At 64.8% G+C, this 15,817-nt stretch carries 16 protein-coding genes; 4 read left to right on the forward strand and 12 right to left on the reverse strand.

The window, feature by feature from the left end; genetic code table 11:
* The first annotated feature begins 35 nt into the window (after nt 1–35).
* Complete coding sequence (locus tag THITHI_RS0107680; protein WP_018232501.1) at nt 36–458, forward strand: cytochrome c; 423 nt, start codon at nt 36–38, stop codon at nt 456–458.
* A 136-nt stretch (nt 459–594) separates the two neighbouring features.
* Here THITHI_RS0107680 and THITHI_RS0107685 read toward each other — a convergent pair whose 3' ends face one another.
* The 11 genes from THITHI_RS0107685 to THITHI_RS0107735 form a co-directional block, all read right to left on the reverse strand.
* A complete protein-coding gene (locus THITHI_RS0107685) occupies nt 595–1,176 on the reverse strand; it encodes a histidine phosphatase family protein (RefSeq protein WP_018232502.1) in 582 nt (193 codons plus the stop codon).
* A 150-nt stretch (nt 1,177–1,326) separates the two neighbouring features.
* Nucleotides 1,327–2,217 carry a regulatory signaling modulator protein AmpE gene (gene ampE, locus THITHI_RS0107690; RefSeq protein WP_018232503.1) on the reverse strand — a complete coding sequence of 297 codons (891 nt, stop codon included), beginning with the start codon at nt 2,215–2,217 and terminating at the stop codon, nt 1,327–1,329.
* Nucleotides 2,218–2,707: 490 nt separating this feature from the next.
* Entirely contained in the window at nt 2,708–3,208 is a 501-nt protein-coding gene (locus tag THITHI_RS0107695) for a FixH family protein (RefSeq protein ID WP_018232504.1), read from the reverse strand.
* 109 nt (nt 3,209–3,317) lie between these two features.
* Nucleotides 3,318–4,715 (reverse strand): cytochrome c oxidase accessory protein CcoG, encoded by a 1,398-nt coding sequence (ccoG, locus tag THITHI_RS0107700; protein ID WP_018232505.1) that lies wholly within the window; start codon nt 4,713–4,715, stop codon nt 3,318–3,320.
* 42 nt (nt 4,716–4,757) lie between these two features.
* Nucleotides 4,758–5,018 carry a hypothetical protein gene (locus tag THITHI_RS0107705; protein ID WP_018232506.1) on the reverse strand — a complete coding sequence of 87 codons (261 nt, stop codon included), beginning with the start codon at nt 5,016–5,018 and terminating at the stop codon, nt 4,758–4,760.
* A 15-nt stretch (nt 5,019–5,033) separates the two neighbouring features.
* Nucleotides 5,034–5,948, reverse strand: a complete 915-nt coding sequence (gene ccoP, locus THITHI_RS0107710) for a cytochrome-c oxidase, cbb3-type subunit III (protein ID WP_018232507.1) — start codon at nt 5,946–5,948, stop codon at nt 5,034–5,036.
* Nucleotides 5,941–6,123: a CcoQ/FixQ family Cbb3-type cytochrome c oxidase assembly chaperone gene (locus THITHI_RS0107715; protein WP_018232508.1), complete on the reverse strand. Its 183-nt coding sequence runs from the start codon at nt 6,121–6,123 to the stop codon at nt 5,941–5,943. Before THITHI_RS0107715 ends, ccoP begins: the two co-directional genes overlap by 8 nt.
* Before the next feature lie 4 nt (nt 6,124–6,127).
* On the reverse strand, nt 6,128–6,736 hold the full coding sequence (gene ccoO / locus THITHI_RS0107720) for a cytochrome-c oxidase, cbb3-type subunit II (protein WP_018232509.1): 609 nt from the start codon (nt 6,734–6,736) through the stop codon (nt 6,128–6,130).
* Nucleotides 6,737–6,754: 18 nt separating this feature from the next.
* Nucleotides 6,755–8,173 carry a cytochrome-c oxidase, cbb3-type subunit I gene (gene ccoN, locus THITHI_RS0107725; protein ID WP_018232510.1) on the reverse strand — a complete coding sequence of 473 codons (1,419 nt, stop codon included), beginning with the start codon at nt 8,171–8,173 and terminating at the stop codon, nt 6,755–6,757.
* Nucleotides 8,174–8,371: 198 nt separating this feature from the next.
* Complete coding sequence (ampD, locus tag THITHI_RS0107730; protein WP_018232511.1) at nt 8,372–8,941, reverse strand: 1,6-anhydro-N-acetylmuramyl-L-alanine amidase AmpD; 570 nt, start codon at nt 8,939–8,941, stop codon at nt 8,372–8,374.
* Nucleotides 8,938–9,273: a thioredoxin family protein gene (locus THITHI_RS0107735; RefSeq protein ID WP_026186159.1), complete on the reverse strand. Its 336-nt coding sequence runs from the start codon at nt 9,271–9,273 to the stop codon at nt 8,938–8,940. The genes ampD and THITHI_RS0107735 overlap by 4 nt, the downstream gene beginning before the upstream one ends.
* Nucleotides 9,274–9,408: 135 nt before the next feature.
* Here THITHI_RS0107735 and rep point away from each other — a divergent pair, with 135 nt between their 5' ends.
* Nucleotides 9,409–11,424 (forward strand): DNA helicase Rep, encoded by a 2,016-nt coding sequence (gene rep, locus THITHI_RS0107740; protein ID WP_033336922.1) that lies wholly within the window; start codon nt 9,409–9,411, stop codon nt 11,422–11,424.
* Between the two features lie 102 nt (nt 11,425–11,526).
* On the opposite strand, the gene THITHI_RS0107745 is transcribed toward rep, so the two are convergent.
* The gene (locus THITHI_RS0107745) at nt 11,527–12,537 is read right to left on the reverse strand and encodes a porin (protein WP_026186160.1); all 1,011 of its coding nucleotides are present in this window, start codon (nt 12,535–12,537) and stop codon (nt 11,527–11,529) included.
* 318 nt (nt 12,538–12,855) lie between these two features.
* On the opposite strand from THITHI_RS0107745, the gene THITHI_RS0107750 reads away from it, so the two are divergent.
* Both THITHI_RS0107750 and THITHI_RS0107755 read left to right on the forward strand, forming a co-directional pair.
* The gene (locus THITHI_RS0107750) at nt 12,856–14,124 is read left to right on the forward strand and encodes a methyltransferase domain-containing protein (RefSeq protein WP_018232515.1); all 1,269 of its coding nucleotides are present in this window, start codon (nt 12,856–12,858) and stop codon (nt 14,122–14,124) included.
* Nucleotides 14,125–14,603: 479 nt separating this feature from the next.
* Nucleotides 14,604–15,599, forward strand: a complete 996-nt coding sequence (locus THITHI_RS0107755) for an IS110 family RNA-guided transposase (protein WP_018232516.1) — start codon at nt 14,604–14,606, stop codon at nt 15,597–15,599.
* The last annotated feature ends 218 nt before the right edge of the window (nt 15,600–15,817 follow it).

A 15,817-nucleotide genomic window follows, 5' to 3' on the forward strand; every position in this document is an offset into this window, starting at 1 on the left:
TTCTGCTTCGATCACACATCGCACCGGAGAGCGCCATGAAGCAGTTCATGATCAGCACTCTGTTGACCCTGGGCCTTGTCCTTCCGGCTCTGGCTCAGGCCGACACCCGCGAGATGGTCGACATGCCACCCATGATGCAGGAGCACATGCTGGCAAACATGCGCGATCATCTGGCCGCCATCGACGAGATCCTGGCCGCCCTGAATGAAGAGGACTTCACCAGGGCAGCGCGGGTGGCCGAGTTTCGACTCGGCATGAGTTCACTGGAGAGCCACGGCGCCGCCCACATGGCCCAGGTGATGCCCGCCCCCATGCGCGAGATGGGCACAAACATGCATCGGGAAGCCAGCCGGTTTGCCCGCACCGCCGAGGAAGGCGATGCACTGCGCGCTTTCCGCGCGCTGCAGGGCGTGACGCAGACCTGCGTCACCTGTCACGCTGCGTATCGGATTCGTTGATGTTGTCAGTTGTCCATTGTCAGTTGTCAGTGGTCCGTTGTCAGTTGTCAGTGGTCCGTTGTCAGTTGTAGAAAACCCCTTGACACCCCCCCGGGCGGGGTCACGCTTCTGACAACTGACAACTGACAACTGACAACTACCGATTAACAAACTCCACCGACAGCCCGCGTTCGTCCAACCGCAGGCGGGTCAGCGCGGCATAGGGCATGCGCAGCCGGTAGAGTGCCGCGGGCGGGACGTTCATGGCATGCGTAACGGCGGCACGGATCACGCCGGAGTGTGCGATCACCAGCAGATGCTCGCCCCGATGCCCCTCGGTCAGCGCCCGCAAAGCACCGCGAACACGACGCGCAAACCCCTCCAGGGACTCGGCCCCGTCCGGCCGCGCACCCGCGGGGTCCCGGTAGAAGGCCAGATACGCGGCCTGATCCGCCGACCTGATCTCTTCCGGGCGCCGCCCCTCCCAGTCGCCGAACCCGACCTCCCGCAGGTCGGGATCCACGGCCAACGGCAACCCCCGCTCCCGGGCAAAGACCTCGGCGAAGTCCCGGCAGCGGCGCATGGGGGACGTGATGATGCGGGTCCAGGGCGTTTCCGAGCCGTTCACTGCGGCACGCATCTGCGCCCAGCCGTTCGCGGCCAGGGGGTCGTCGACACCGCAACCGCGGTACCGCCGCCCGCCTTCCGGTTCGCCATGACGCAAGAGATCAATCAACATGACTTCAGTAGCGAGTGGCAAGTCTCAAGTGGCAAGGAAGACCAACCTCACCCCGACCCTCTCCCTGAGGGAGTGGGAGAAAACACCCTCCCCCGCTTGCGGGCGAGGGTTGGGGAGAGGACCCTTGCCACTTGAGACTTGCCACTGCCCTCAACCTGTCCATCCCGCCAGGGTCATCAGCGCCAGCACCGCCAGAAACACCACCAGTGTGCGCATGATCAGTCCGTCGGCGCGTTCCGCCAGGGCATTGAGTTCGGCCGGGTCGTCCAGGTGGTCACCGCGCACGTGGTCCAGTTGCATGGCCTCGGCTCCGGCATCGCGCAGCAGTGCCCGGTTCTCCTCGTCCATGTGCTGCCAACTGCCGGGCAGGGCCCGGGTCAGGACGGAGAAGGCGGCATCGAAGCTGCCCACCAGGCCGTAACCCAGGGCGACCAGGCGTGCCGGGATCCAGTCCATGAGCGCCTGCAGGCGCGCCGCGGCCGCCATGAAACCTTCCGGCCGCTCCTCGGTGGGCGCCTTGAGCAGGCTGCCCAGGCGGTAGATGAGCGACCCCAGGGGTCCCAGCACCACAAACCAGAACAGCACGGCGAACAGCCGCCCGTTCGCCTCCGAGAAGATGGCCCCCAGCACGGCCCGGGTACGTTCGCGCGGCTCCTCCGGCAATTCCTCCTGCCCCAGCAGATCCCGCGCATGACGCAACTGGCGTTCCTCGTCATGCATGGCCCCCGCTTCCACGTAGGCCTCGATCTCGTCGTTGAGATCTCTGGGTCCGAGACACAGGAGGAGGATCACCACGCCCAGGACGATGTCCAGCAGGCCCAGGGCGACGCCATGCACGAGCAGGGCCACCAGGGCCAGCAGCAGGACCGGAGGCAGCAGCGTGAGCACGAACCCGGCGGTACCGTCGGTGATCCCGATCGCCTCAAGGCGCTCGCGCATCCAGTCCGCGTAGGCATCGAACCAGCGGAACTGGCGAAACTCGTCCAGTGTGCCGGCAAATCGCTCCAGGAACAGGGCGATGAGGATGGTGATCAGTGACATGGGCCGGTCCGGAAGGTTGGCATCAGCCAAGAGTTTCCGGCACGGAACGGCCCCGCGCAACCCCGGGGCCCGGGGCGATCAGGAATCGGGACCCGGCCGGACCGCCCAACTATCGCCCTTCATGCGGACATTCAGGCGGCCTGTAGGAGCCCGGTCCTCCGGGCGAAGAATGATCCACCGGTGCCAAGCCGGATCGCCCGGGGGACCGGGCTCCTACACTGCGAAGGTATTGTCGTACACGCCATGGGCAAGGTGCCCTGCGGATGCGCTTCGCTTATCCGCCCTACGGCTGCGGGGTCTTCCCGTGGGAGCCCGGTCCTCCGGGCGAAGGATGATCCACCGGTGCCAAGCCGGATCGCCCGGAGGACCGGGCTCCTACGCTGCGAGGGTATTGTCGTACACGCCATGGGCAAGGTGCCCGGCGGAGGCGCTTCGCTTATCCGTCCTGCATCTCTTCGCTTGCCGTGAACAACCTGTTGGGGTTACACAGCTAGCCCTCCGCCGACACGCGCACGATGAGCGCGCCAGGCTCCATGCGTCCGCGCAGGCGCCAGCTGCGATCCTCGGGCTCCAGATGCACGTGCCAGCGGGCATCGGGCAGCCGGGCCACCCGTCCCCGCCAGGCATTCAGCGCCTCGTCGTGGGTGAGGGTCAGCTCTTCATCCTTGTTGGCCCGGGTCGGATGCAGCAGGCGCAGGGTGAGCGGTGCCGGCGGCAGGGGCGTGCCTTCCATGCGCAGCACGAGGGTCTCTCCGTTTCGCTCAATCTCGCCGCCGAGACCCAGGCGCGCGGCGAAGCGCTCGCGCTCCAGCACCTCGTTGATGGCCCGCCCTTCCTGGTAGTAATCGGCCACCACCAGGCCATCAGGCTCCCAGGTGGCCGCCCGCAACAACACCATACCCACGATCACCGCCGTCACCGGCGGAATCATCAGCAGCCAGGGCCAGGGCTGACGGTACCAGGGACCCGTATCCTCTCTCACATAGCGCATGACGTCATTCCTGTATGGATTCCAGATTGTACAACCCGAAAGCCGCTTGCCACCGCACGCACATCAATGCCAATCGGCCGCCGGATTGAAAAACGAGCCTCCGATCCGCTTACTGCATCCGCCCGACGAACCGGCCCCGCCGTTCATTGCCTTCGTCCGGCAGCCCCTCCACACGGGCCTCGAAGATCACTTCGGCCGTCGGCATGTCGAGCAGGGCCGGATCGATGCGCACCCGGGCGGGAATCTCCACCACCCCGCCCGCCGGCACCGCAACGGGCATGGTCCGGTCGATCACCAGTTCCGCGCCGGGCAGTCCGCGGATCTCCACCCGGTAGTCGCGCACCGCATCGGTCTTGTTGAGCAGCTTGAGGATGTAGACATTCTCCACGCGCCCGTCGGGCAGCTCGCGGTAGAGCACATTGCGATCCCGGATCACGTCAATGCCCACCGGGTTCCGGATACCGATGCCGACCGCCAGCGCCGCGAACAGCACCAGCAGCAACAGGCCGTAGAGGATCACCCGCGGGCGCAGCACATGGGCGGGTTTGCCCTCCATGGCATTCTCTGTGGTGTAGCGCACGAGCCCTCTCGGGTACTCCATCTTGTCCATCACTTCATCGCACACGTCCACGCAGGCGGCGCAGCCGATGCACTGGTACTGCAGGCCGTCACGGATGTCGATGCCCGTGGGGCAGACCTGCACGCACAGAGTGCAGTCGATGCAGTCGCCGAGGCCCTTCTCTCTCGGATCCACCCCGCGCTTTCGGGAACCGCGGGGCTCTCCGCGCGCCGGGTCATAGGAGATGACCAGCGTGTCCTTGTCGAACATGGCGCTCTGGAAGCGGGCGTAGGGGCACATGTAGATGCACACCTGCTCGCGCATGAAACCAGCGTTGCCCCAGGTCGCAAACCCGTAGAACAGTATCCAGAAATTCTCCCAACCGCCCGTTTGAAGGGTGAAGAAACGCGGCATCAGCTCGACGATAGGCGTGAAGTACCCCACGAACGTGATGCCCGTAAACAGAGAGAAAAGCACCCAGATGGTGTGCTTGGTCCCCTTGATGGCCAGCTTGCGGGGCGTCCAGGGGCCCTTGTCCAGCTTCATCTGGCGGGCGCGGTCCCCCTCGAGACGTTGCTCGATCCAGAGAAACACCTCGGTCCACACGGTCTGCGGACAGGCATAACCGCACCACAGGCGCCCGGCCAGCGCCGTGAAGAAGAACAGCGACAGGGCCGCGATGATCAGGAGCAGCGCCAGCAGGAAGAAATCCTGGGGCCAGAACGTCCAGGCGAGGATATGGAACTTGCGCCCGGGCAGGTCGAACCAGATGGCCTGGCGCCCGCCCCAGGTCAGCCAGGGTGCGCCATAGAAGATGCCGAGCAGCACCACCACGCCCAGCAGGCGCAGGTGGGCGAAGATCCCGTGCACCTCGCGCGGGTAGACCTTTGCCCGCTTCTCGTAGAACGCCTGGTCGTTGTCTCCGGCGGATGGCGTGTGTTCTGACATGAATTACGTTCTGCGGGACGGGGCCTGCATCCCCGGCCCTTCTCAGCGGCCCGGCGGGCGGCCGAAGTAACAGGTGAGTGCGCTGGCCGTGGCGGCGAACAGCCACAGGATGAAGAAGCCCACCGAGTAGGCCTCCATGCGCGTGACTGCCGGCATGCCGTCCAGGCACTGGGAAAGCTCGGCGGGATCCACCCAGGTGAACAGCAGCACCGTGGCAACACCGGCAACCAGGAAGGAGGGCCACAGAACGGCGATCGCCCGCTGCACGAGCGGGCGCTCATCGACGTTGACCGATTCGGACATGCAGGGGCGGGGCGCCTAGCGCCCCTCCTCCGCCAGGCTGTAGACGTAGGCGGCCAGCACATGGGCCCGGTCCTCGCCGAGGAAGTCCCCGAAACCGGGCATGACGCCCTGACGCCCCTCCCGGATCGTCCGGGAGATGATGCCCGCGGAGCCTCCGTAGACCCAGATATTGTTGGTGAGATCCGGCGCGCCCAGCGCCGGTGTCCCCTTGCCCTCGGTGCCGTGACAGGCCGCGCACATGGTTGCAAACAGCGGCTGGCCCTGTTCCGCCAGCGCGGCATCGGCATCCGCGCGTCCGGCGAGGCTGAGCACATAGTGGGTCACCTGCTGCACACCGTCCGCGCCCAAGGCATCGCCCAATGCGGGCATGACCGCCTGCCGACCGTCGATAATGGTCTGCCGGATGGCGTCCGCAGACCCGCCCCACTGCCACTGGGCGTCGGTCAGGTTGGGAAACCCGGGGGCGCCCCGGGCATCGGAACCATGGCAGGTGGAACAGTAATTGAGAAACAGCCGCTGCCCCGTCTGAAGGGCCTCATGATCCTGCGCCAGCGCCGGAACCTCCCGGTCCGCGTAGGCCGCGAAGATGGGTCCGAAACGGCTCTCCGCGCGCGCCACCTCCTGGTCATAACGGCCCTCGGAGGTCCAGCCCAGAAAACCCGCAAAGCGCCCGAGCCCAGGGAACAGGGCCAGGTAAATGATCGAGAACGCGATGGTCAGGTAGAACATCCACAGCCACCAGCGCGGCAGCGGATTGTTGTACTCGGACAGGTTCTCGTCCCACACATGGCCGGTGACTTCGCCCTGAGCGGCCTCACCGGGCCGGCGCTTGCTGGTCCAGCGGATCAGCCAGAAGATGGCGGCGATATTGGCAACGGTCAGCAGCACCACCCACCAGTGCCAGAAGGCGCTCATGTCATGCTCAGTCATGTTTCGTCTCTCCTTTGCGGTGCCCATCCCGCTTGGCGTCATCTTCGGCGAACGGCAACATGGATGCCTCCTCGAAGCGTTTCTTCTGCCGGCCGCTGTACGCCCATACCACGATGCCGATGAACAGCACCATCAGCAGGATGGTCAGCAGGCCCTGTACGAATCCGAAGCTCATGGCGTCACCTGCGGTGGGGAATGGCGGTGCCGAGCACCTGCAGATAGGCGATCAGCGCTTCCATCTCGGTCTTGCCGCGCACATCGTCCGCCGCGCTGGCGATCTCGTCATCGCCGTAGGGCACGCCCAGTCGCTGCATCGCGCGCAGCTTGCGCGGGGTGATATCCGCGTTGATCTCCCGGCGCTCCAGGAATGCATAGGACGGCATGTTGGATTCCGGCACCACCAGGCGCGGATTGATCAGGTGGATGCGATGCCAGTCGTCGCTGTAGCGCCCTCCCACACGGGCGAGGTCCGGGCCGGTACGCTTGGAGCCCCACTGAAAGGGACGGTCCCAGACGAACTCGCCGGCCACGGAGAAGTGCCCGTAGCGCTCCGTCTCGGCCCGGAAGGGGCGGATCATCTGCGAGTGGCAGGTATAGCAGCCCTCGCGCACGTAGATGTCCCGGCCCTCCAACTGCAACGCCGTGTAGGGGCGCAGGTTGTCCACCGGCTCGGTGGTGCTCTTAAGGAAGAACAAGGGGATGATCTGCACCAGGCCGGCGATGCTGATGACCAGCAGGATGCCGATGGCCATCAGGCCGACGTTTTTCTCGAAGACTTCATGACTCATGATTGAATTCTCCCCTGATCAATGCGCCGGCTGCGGGATGGCCTGCACCGCGGGCCGCGCACCGGCCACGGTCTTCCAGACGTTGTAAGCCATGAGGAACATGCCCGCGAGGAACAACGCACCGCCCAGGAAACGCACGGTGTAGTACGGATACATGGGCACCAGGGTCTCCACGAAACTGTAGGTGAGCGTGCCGTCATCGTTCACGGCGCGCCACATGAGCCCCTGCATCACGCCCGCGATCCACATGGACACGATGTAGAGCACCACCCCGATGGTGGAGAGCCAGAAATGCCACTCCACCAGCTTCATGGAGTGCATGCGCTCCCGGCCGAAGAGCACCGGAATCAGCGCGTACAGCGCGCCGATGGAGATCATGGCCACCCAGCCAAGCGCCCCGCCGTGCACGTGACCGATGGTCCAGTCCGTGTAGTGGGAAAGCGCGTTGACCGTCTTGATGGACATCATCGGTCCCTCGAACGTGGACATGCCGTAGAAGGACAGGGACACGATGAGGAACTTGAGGATGGGATCGGTGCGCAGTTTGTGCCAGGCGCCGGAGAGCGTCATGATGCCGTTGATCATGCCGCCCCAGGAGGGCGCCAACAGCATGAGCGAGAACACCATGCCCAGCGACTGCACCCAGTCGGGCAGCGCGGTGTAGTGCAGGTGGTGGGGCCCTGCCCACATGTAGAGCGAGATCAACGCCCAGAAGTGCACCACGGAAAGGCGGTAGGAATAGATGGGCCGTCCCGCCTGCTTGGGTACGAAGTAATACATCATCCCCAGGAACGCCGCGGTCAGGAAAAATCCCACGGCATTATGCCCATACCACCACTGCACCATGGCGTCCATGGCGCCCGGATACATCGAGTAGGACTTGAACAGGGTCACCGGCATCGACATGTTGTTGACGATGTGCAGCACGGCGATGGTGAGGATGTACGCCCCGAAGAACCAGTTGGCCACGTAGATGTGCTGCACACGCCGTTTCATGATGGTGCCGAAGAACACGATGGCGTAGGCCACCCAGACCACGGCGATCAGGATGGCCAGTGGCCATTCCAGTTCCGCGTATTCCTTGCCCATGGTCATGCCCAGCGGCAGCGTGATGGCCGCCAGCACGATCACCGCGTTCCAGCCCCAGAAGGTGAATGCCGCGAGCCCGTCGCTGAACAGCCGCGCGTGGCAGGTGCGCTGGACGATGTAATACGACGTCGCGAACAGGGCCGATCCGCCGAAGGCGAAGATGACCGCGTTGGTGTGCAGCGGACGAAGCCGCCCATAGCCCAGCCAGGGAATATCGAAGTTCAGTTGCGGCCATACCAGCTGCGCGGCGATCAGTACGCCCACCGCCATGCCGACGATGCCCCAGACGATGGTCATGATGGCGAACTGCCTGACCACCTTGTAGTTATACGTCTGCTGTTGCTCCATGGAGCGCTCCCCGTATCGGACGTGCCCCGGCGGGCACGAGAACACTTGTTTAGACGTGAAGCACTATGCAGGGGAACGCGGATTTTTGGAATTGATCCAGGTCAAAAGACCCTTTGTCACATATGGAATTGCCCGGGCATCCCCGTCGGATATCTCCGGTTCGACGGGACGAACGCGGGCGCGTGACTTACAAACGGTTCATGCGGAGCCGGTGCCGGAATCCCTGAGCGCGGCCCGCAGTCGCGGCCATTCGAAACACGGACCCGGATCGGTCTTGCGCCCGGGCGCGATGTCCGAGTGGCCGGCCAGAGCATCCGGTGCGAGGGTGGGATAGGCCTGGCGCAACGCACGGATCACGGCCGCGAGCAGATCATACTGCACGGCCTCGAAAGGCCGATCGTCACAGCCCTCCAGCTCGATGCCGATGGAGAAGTCGTTGCAGCACTCCCTCCCCTGCCAGCAGGAAACCCCCGCATGCCAGGCACGCTTGTGAAAGGGCACGTACTGCACCATGACCCCGTCCCGGTGAATGAGCAGATGGGCCGACACGCGGAGACCGGCGATCCCGGCGAAGAACGGGTGCGCACGCGGATCCAGCGTATTAGTGAACAGGCGGCCGATCCACGGCCCGTCGAACTCCCCCGGCGGCAGGCTGATGGCATGGACCACCAGCAGTTCGGGCAGCACACCCTGGGGGCGCTCATCGTGATTGGGCGAGGGCACGTATGCCGCCGCATCCAGCAGACCGGTTTCCAGTTCCACCTTCATGGCGCCTCCCTCGGGGGCCGCACCAGAGCCTCCGCCACCGCCGAGCGGACGCGTTGCGGCAGGGGCTCCGCGTGCAGCGGTGCATGGTAATGCCCGTCATGGTAGAGAAACAGGCCGGGCAGATGGAACACCTCGAACTCCAGTGCCAGTCCCCCGTCGCGGGCCGCGTCCACCTCGTAGAGGGTCCAGGGCATCCCTTCGGCCACCATGCCGGACAACAGCCCCTTCCACCGGCGGCAGGCGCCGCAGTGCGGCCCGGTGAAGAGCACCACCGCCGTGCCCGGCGTCCCGGCAAGCACATGGTGGAAGTTGAACTGATCAAGCGTTTGCACGCATTGAAGTGTGAAGGGTGAATTGGGAAGTTGGAAGGGGCATCCAGGTGAGAAGTGTGAGTTGGGGCGTGGGAATCAATAACATTTCGCCCTTCCCGATTCACACTTCCAACTTCCTGTACAATCGCCGCGCCCATGACCTCCAGAACCCCGCCCCCGTTGAACCCCCAGCAGCGCGCCGCCGTGGAGCACGTGGACAGCCCGTTGCTGGTGCTGGCCGGGGCCGGCTCCGGCAAGACCGGCGTGATCACCCACAAGATCGCCCATCTGATCCGCGACCGGGGCATGGACCCGAAACGCATCGCCGCCATCACCTTCACCAACAAGGCCGCCAAGGAGATGAAGGCCCGGGCATCCAGGCTCCTGGACCGGGACGAGTCCAAGGGACTCACGGTCTCCACCTTCCACACCCTGGGCCTCAACTTCATCCGCCGGGAGCTGAAGGGCCTGGGCTACAAGGCGGGCTTTTCCATCTTCGACGCCGCCGACAGCCTGTCGCTGCTCAAGGAACTCACCTTCCGCGGCGAAGACCCCACGGACCCGGAACCGGCCCGCCACCGTATCAGCGGCTGGAAGAACGACCTGATCACCCCCGAGCAGGCCCTGTCCACCGCCGCCGATGAAAAGGAGGCCGCCCAGGCCCGGCTCTATGCCGCCTACGTACGCTCCCTGAAGGCCTACAACGCCGTGGACTTTGACGACCTGATCGTGCAGCCGGTGCGTCTGCTGGAGGAGAACCCCGAGGTGCGCGAGCGCTGGCAGAACCGCACTCGCCACCTGCTGGTGGACGAATACCAGGACACCAATACCTGCCAGTACCGGCTGGTGCGCCTGCTCGTCGGCGTGGACGGCGGCCTGACCGCTGTGGGCGACGACGACCAGTCCATCTACGCCTGGCGCGGCGCCCGGCCGGAGAACCTGGCGGCGCTCCAGCAGGACTTCCCGCGCCTGAAGGTCATCAAGCTGGAGCAGAACTACCGCTCCACCAACCGGATCCTGCAGACCGCCAACCAACTGATCGGCAACAACCCTCACGTGTTCGAGAAGCGCCTGTGGAGCGCGCTCGGCGAAGGCGAGCCCATCCGCGTGCTGCCCTGCAACGACGGTGACCAGGAGGCCGCCCGGGTGGTCTCCGAGATCATGAAACACAAGTTCAGGCACCGCACCGAATACCGGGACTACGCCATCCTCTACCGGGGCAACCACCAGTCCCGGGTGTTCGAGAAGCTGCTGCGGGAACATTCCATCCCCTACAAGGTGAGCGGCGGCCAGTCGTTTTTCGAGCGCGCCGAGGTCAAGGACGTGATGGCCTATCTCCGCCTGCTGGCCAACCCCGATGACGACACGGCATTCCTTCGCATCGTCAACGTGCCGCGCCGGGAGATCGGCCCCTCGACACTGGAGAAACTGGGCGAGTACGCCACCGAACGCCACGTGAGCCTGCTCACCGCCTGCTTCGAAATGGGCCTGGCCGAGCGCCTGTCCAACCGGGCGCTGACGCGACTTCAGGGTTTCGCCGACTGGCTGCTGGAGTTCGGCCGCCGCGCCGAGGAAGGCGACCCCGGCAATGTCGCCCGGGCACTCATCGATGAGATCAGCTACGACGATTGGCTGCTCGACCAGTCCCGCGACCCCAAGGCCGCCGCCCGGCGCATGGACAACGTCAACGAGGTGCTAGACTGGATGACGCGGCTCTCGAGGGAAGGCGCCGGGGGCGGCAAGGACATCGGCGAGATCGTGCGCCACATGACGCTGATGGACATCCTCGATCGCGCCGGAGGCGAGGACGAGGCCGACGGCGTGCACCTCATGACCCTGCACGCGGCCAAGGGCCTGGAGTTCCCTCACGTGTTCCTGGTCGGGGTGGAAGAGGAACTGCTGCCCCACCGGGTGAGCCTCGCCGAGGACGGCCTGGAGGAGGAGCGTCGACTGGCATACGTGGGCATCACCCGCGCACAGGAGTCACTCACGCTCACCTACGCCCGCAAGCGCACCCGCTTCGGCGAGGAGGTGGACTGCGAACCCTCCCGATTTCTCCAGGAACTGCCCGCCGAACACCTGGAGTGGCCCGACGCAACCCCGCCCGACCCGGAGGAGGCCCGCCTCACGGGCAAGGCACACCTGAGCAACCTCAAGAGCATGTTGTCCTAGCCTGCATATCTCACAGGGCCGACAACAAAAAAGGGCGCGATCCCTCGCGCCCAATGACTCGCTTCCTGGTCTCTTCCGGAGGAATGCCCCCGGACCACACGCTCAGAAATCGTAACGCATGCCCGCGGACAGTCCCGTGGCGGTCTCACCTGCCGTGCCGCCCGGGGCAGCGCTGCGGGCCTGACTCCATGGGGTCAGGGCGGAGTTGTCGTCGTTGTCCACGAAGGCAACATTGGTATAGAGGCGCAGTTCCCTGTAGAGACGATACTCCAGACCCACGGCAAGGAGCGTGGCGTCCGCGTCGTTCAGATCGGAATCGAGGGTGAACACGTGGCCATTGAGGTACATCTTCGGATTGATGCGCAGGGTGCCGCCGATGCCGTATACCTTGCCATCCACGTCCGCTGCGCTGGTCGTCTGCTGATAGAGCGCCCCGATGCGCAGATCACCGGTCACCTGGTAGGACGCCGCCAGCCGCCAGGCATCGGGATCGACGTTGCCGTCGCCCTGCTGCTCGTAAGCCAACACGGCATTGAGCGGCCCGTTGCGATACCCCAGCGAGGTGCTCAGACCGTAATTGTCCCCGCCCTGCACCGTGGTGGCGCCGACGCGTTCGGGAGTGTACTGCAGATCAAAGACGATCCCGCTCATGCTCGGAGAACGGTAGTGAAGGCTGTTGCGAAAGCGCTCGTCGAAACGCCCGTGGGCACTGGTTCGGGTAATGTTGCGCATGTCGCCAACCTGATCGCCGAAGAAGTTGGCCGGACCGCGGGCCCGCTTGAACGGCGTGTCAAACTTCCCGACCCGGAACATACCCCAGTCGCCCTTCAATCCGACGAACGTGTCGCGCGTCGCGAACTCCGTACCCTGATTATCGAAATCGATCTGCTGCTCGATCTGGAGCATGCCCGTCAGACGCTCGGAGAACGCGTGTTCAGCGCGCACGCCGAAGCGGCTTGAATTGCTGGATACGTTGATCTCGCCGTAGTCGTCTCCGTCGTCGAGCAGGTCCACGGACAGATGAGCCCGGCCATAGAAATCGACGTCGGCCGTCGCGGCGAGCGGAAAGGCCACAGCGACGGCAACGGCCGCTGCGAGAGCTTGTTTCTTCATGTCTGGATCTCCTGATCACGTTGGTTGTATATGCACAAATCGCCAAATCAATTGACCGGCGGCATTTGTAACAACCGTGGGAGATCCCCGATATCGCGGTTCCGTGAAATTTTTCTTGAAGATTTCTTACAGCAAGCGCAGGTTGGGGTGAGCGTTGCACACCCCGACACGGGCGGCCAGTGAAGCACCGGATTGTTGGGGTTCACTGCGTTCACCCCAACCTACCTTGTGGAACTGTCTCCGGCCACGAATCCCCCACCACTGACAACGGACCACTGACAACGGACCACTGACAACGGACAACGAACAACGGACAAAATGCCCGACCCCTTCGAACACACCCTTCCCGACCTGGGCCTCGCGGCATCCGGCGAGCGGCCGGAGCGCGTGGATGAGCGCGGCACCTTCGGCCTGGCCCTCACCCTGCACTGGACGAGCGGGGCGGTGAACCACAGCGACTGCCTGGTCACGCCGAGGATGAAACTTGGGCAGGACAGGTTCCCCCCGGAGCTGGAGGCCGGCCTACACCATCAGCCGGCCGGCGCCGTGACGAGCCACCGCTGGCCCGACGGCGCGCCGCTGCCCGGGTATCGGGGGGAGGACGTGCTAAGCATCGAGGACAGCGCCTTCAACCGACACCTGCGCAGGGTGGCCGTGGAACCCCGGGCGGGACGCTTCTATCCCCGGGGGTTCATCGCCGGGGTGCGCGGCCTGCTGCGCGAGGATCGCACGCCGTTCCGGATGGGCAGCGTCGATGACGGCCGGCTCACCATCGACCTGAACCATCCCATGGCGGGCCGGGACATCGAGGTTCAGGCACGCATTCTCGACATTTCCCGTGCGCGGCGCGGCGGGGCCGCCTGTCACGATGTGGTGGAGCTGGCCGCCTACAACGGCCCCGGCATGCAGGCGCGCTGGCGTGGCCGCCCCACGGACTTCCGGGCCGACGACCCGTTCCGGCGCGCGGACCCGCAGCCGGACCACGACTTCTATCGGCAGCCCCGCTTCGTCCAGCATCTGGACCGCACCGCACTGGCGCATATCCGTCGCCTCTACAGGGACCTCATCCCGCCGGGCGCGGACATTCTCGATCTCATGTCCAGCTGGGTGTCCCATCTGGATGACGTGGCCGTGCCCCGCAGCGTCACGGGTCTCGGCATGAATGCCGAGGAACTGGGCGCCAATCCCCTGCTCACGGAACATCTGGTGCACGATCTGAACGCCGAGCCCCGCCTGCCCCGGGATGATCAGGTCTTCGACGCGGTGGTGTGCACCGTGTCCGTGGAATACCTGATCCACCCCGTGGCGGTGTTTCGCGAAGTGCGCCGGGTGTTGCGCCCGGGCGGGCGTTTCATCCTCACGTTCTCCGACCGCTGGTTTCCGCCCAAGGCCATCGCCCTGTGGCAGGACCTGCACGAGTTCGAGCGCATGGGTCTGGTGCTGGAGTACTTCTTCGAGGCGGGCGGGTTCGACGGGCTCAACACTTGGTCGCTGCGCGGCCTGCCCCGTCCCGACGACGACAAGTACGCCGACCGTCTCACCCGGTCCGACCCGATTTTCGCCGTCTGGGGCGAGAAGTACGGCTGAACGGGCCAGCGTGAACGTTCACGCAATTCCGGGCCCGTTGTGATCTCCCGGCAGGTTATTCATCCGGGGGCCGGGCTCCTGCCATGCGGGCTACACAATCCACAAGCATTGACTGGCCGCACAGTCCTTAGGATGGGCAAAGCGCAGCGTGCCCATGCGGCCCTCGCGCACATCCTGACTCCTGCCCCCTGGACTGGCCGCACGGCATGGGTCCGCTTTGCTTGACCCATCCTTGTATGTTGTCCGCGTCTGGTCTGATAGGGTTTTGGGCCGGGCACCGGGGAGGCCGTCCCATCCTGGAGGCAGCGTTGGTCTGACCTCGTTCGTAGAGCGGCTCCCCGCCTCATTGCCGACTTCGAGGAGTATCCAAAAGCCAGCCAGGCTGGACTTTGCATCACAAGGTCGAAGCTGCAAGAAGTGCGAGGTCGGGGAACCGGTGTCTATTGTGACTCAACCAGCCCCCGAATGGGAAAGGACAGATGATGACTGTGGTAGGTATCGATATCTCGGCCCAATCCTTCGACCTGGTCAGCCGCCGCGATGGGCGTAACGCCAAGGCGCAGCGCTTCGAACAGAGCCCCCAGGGCCATGCCCGTGCCATCAGCCACCTCAAGGGGCTCAAGCCTGAGTGCATCGTCATGGAGGCCACCGGGGTCTATTACCTGGACCTGGCGGTCGCTCTGCATGAGGCCGATTTGCCAGTGTGTGTGATCAACCCGCGCAGCTTTCGCCACTTTGCCGAGATCCATCTCACGGGCACCAAGACCGATGCCATCGATGCCGCGCTGCTTGCCGAGTACGGCGAACGCATGACGCCCCGGCGCTGGACGCCGCCGCCGAAGCACTGCCTGGGGTTGCGCGATATTGGACGGCAAATCAATCGCTTGATACATGCCCGCACCCAGGCCAAGAACCGCCTGCACGCGCTCAGCGCCAAGACGAGCACGCCTGAGCTGCTCATCGAGGACGAGCAAGACGGCATCGCCCAGCTGGATCGGCGCATTGAACGACTCAAACAGGCAGCCCTGGAGTTGATCGCTCAGTCCGAGACACTCTCGAGCCACTTCGAGCACATAAGCACGGCCCGAGGCATGGGCCAAGCCAGCAGCGTGGCGGTGCTTGCCGAACTGTGTACCCTGCCGAGCGATCTCAAGGCCGCGCAGGTCAGCCGCCATGCCGGACTCGATGTACGGCTCACGCAGTCGGGGAGCAGTGTCAACAGCCCGGGACGCCTGAGTAAGGCCGGTAACGCCTATCTGAGGGCCGCGCTCTACATGCCCGCCATGGTGGCCATCCGCCATGAACCCAGGGCCAAGGCCTTCTATGAGGCGCTGGTGGCACGCGGGAAGAAAAAGATTCAGGCCCTGTGCGCCGTGATGCGCAAGTACCTCACCGGATTGTGGGCCTGCATCAAAACTCGAACCCCCTTCGATGCCGCGGCGCTGTTCAGCGATCAACACCTCAACAAGGCTTGACCGGGAACGGAGTATCTACGGATTGAAGCCAACCGGACGGTTCGTAGGATGGGCAAAGCGCAGCGTGCCCATGCGGCCCTCCCACACATCCTGACCCCTGCCTCCTTGACTGACCGCACAGCATGTTGTTTCGCATGCTTCGGGAGCGACCCGTAAGTCCTGTGAACAAGCTGGTGGGTTTTCACAGCGATTCCTGTGTCGATTCACGCGCCGGGGTT

The sequence above is a fragment of the Thioalkalivibrio thiocyanodenitrificans ARhD 1 genome (assembly GCF_000378965.1).
GTDB lineage: Bacteria > Pseudomonadota > Gammaproteobacteria > Ectothiorhodospirales > Ectothiorhodospiraceae > Thioalkalivibrio_A > Thioalkalivibrio_A thiocyanodenitrificans.

Excerpts from the sequence above, each read along its gene's own strand:
- THITHI_RS0107680 (WP_018232501.1), top strand. The coding sequence starts at position 36 with ATGAAGCAGTTCATGATCAGCACTCTGTTGACCCTGGGCCTTGTCCTT.
- THITHI_RS0107685 (WP_018232502.1), bottom strand. The coding sequence starts at position 1,176 with ATGTTGATTGATCTCTTGCGTCATGGCGAACCGGAAGGCGGGCGGCGG.
- ampE (WP_018232503.1), bottom strand. The coding sequence starts at position 2,217 with ATGTCACTGATCACCATCCTCATCGCCCTGTTCCTGGAGCGATTTGCC.
- THITHI_RS0107695 (WP_018232504.1), bottom strand. The coding sequence starts at position 3,208 with ATGCGCTATGTGAGAGAGGATACGGGTCCCTGGTACCGTCAGCCCTGG.
- ccoG (WP_018232505.1), bottom strand. The coding sequence starts at position 4,715 with ATGTCAGAACACACGCCATCCGCCGGAGACAACGACCAGGCGTTCTAC.
- THITHI_RS0107705 (WP_018232506.1), bottom strand. The coding sequence starts at position 5,018 with ATGTCCGAATCGGTCAACGTCGATGAGCGCCCGCTCGTGCAGCGGGCG.
- ccoP (WP_018232507.1), bottom strand. The coding sequence starts at position 5,948 with ATGACTGAGCATGACATGAGCGCCTTCTGGCACTGGTGGGTGGTGCTG.
- THITHI_RS0107715 (WP_018232508.1), bottom strand. The coding sequence starts at position 6,123 with ATGAGCTTCGGATTCGTACAGGGCCTGCTGACCATCCTGCTGATGGTG.
- ccoO (WP_018232509.1), bottom strand. The coding sequence starts at position 6,736 with ATGAGTCATGAAGTCTTCGAGAAAAACGTCGGCCTGATGGCCATCGGC.
- ccoN (WP_018232510.1), bottom strand. The coding sequence starts at position 8,173 with ATGGAGCAACAGCAGACGTATAACTACAAGGTGGTCAGGCAGTTCGCC.
- ampD (WP_018232511.1), bottom strand. The coding sequence starts at position 8,941 with ATGAAGGTGGAACTGGAAACCGGTCTGCTGGATGCGGCGGCATACGTG.
- rep (WP_033336922.1), top strand. The coding sequence starts at position 9,409 with ATGACCTCCAGAACCCCGCCCCCGTTGAACCCCCAGCAGCGCGCCGCC.
- THITHI_RS0107745 (WP_026186160.1), bottom strand. The coding sequence starts at position 12,537 with ATGAAGAAACAAGCTCTCGCAGCGGCCGTTGCCGTCGCTGTGGCCTTT.
- THITHI_RS0107750 (WP_018232515.1), top strand. The coding sequence starts at position 12,856 with ATGCCCGACCCCTTCGAACACACCCTTCCCGACCTGGGCCTCGCGGCA.
- THITHI_RS0107755 (WP_018232516.1), top strand. The coding sequence starts at position 14,604 with ATGATGACTGTGGTAGGTATCGATATCTCGGCCCAATCCTTCGACCTG.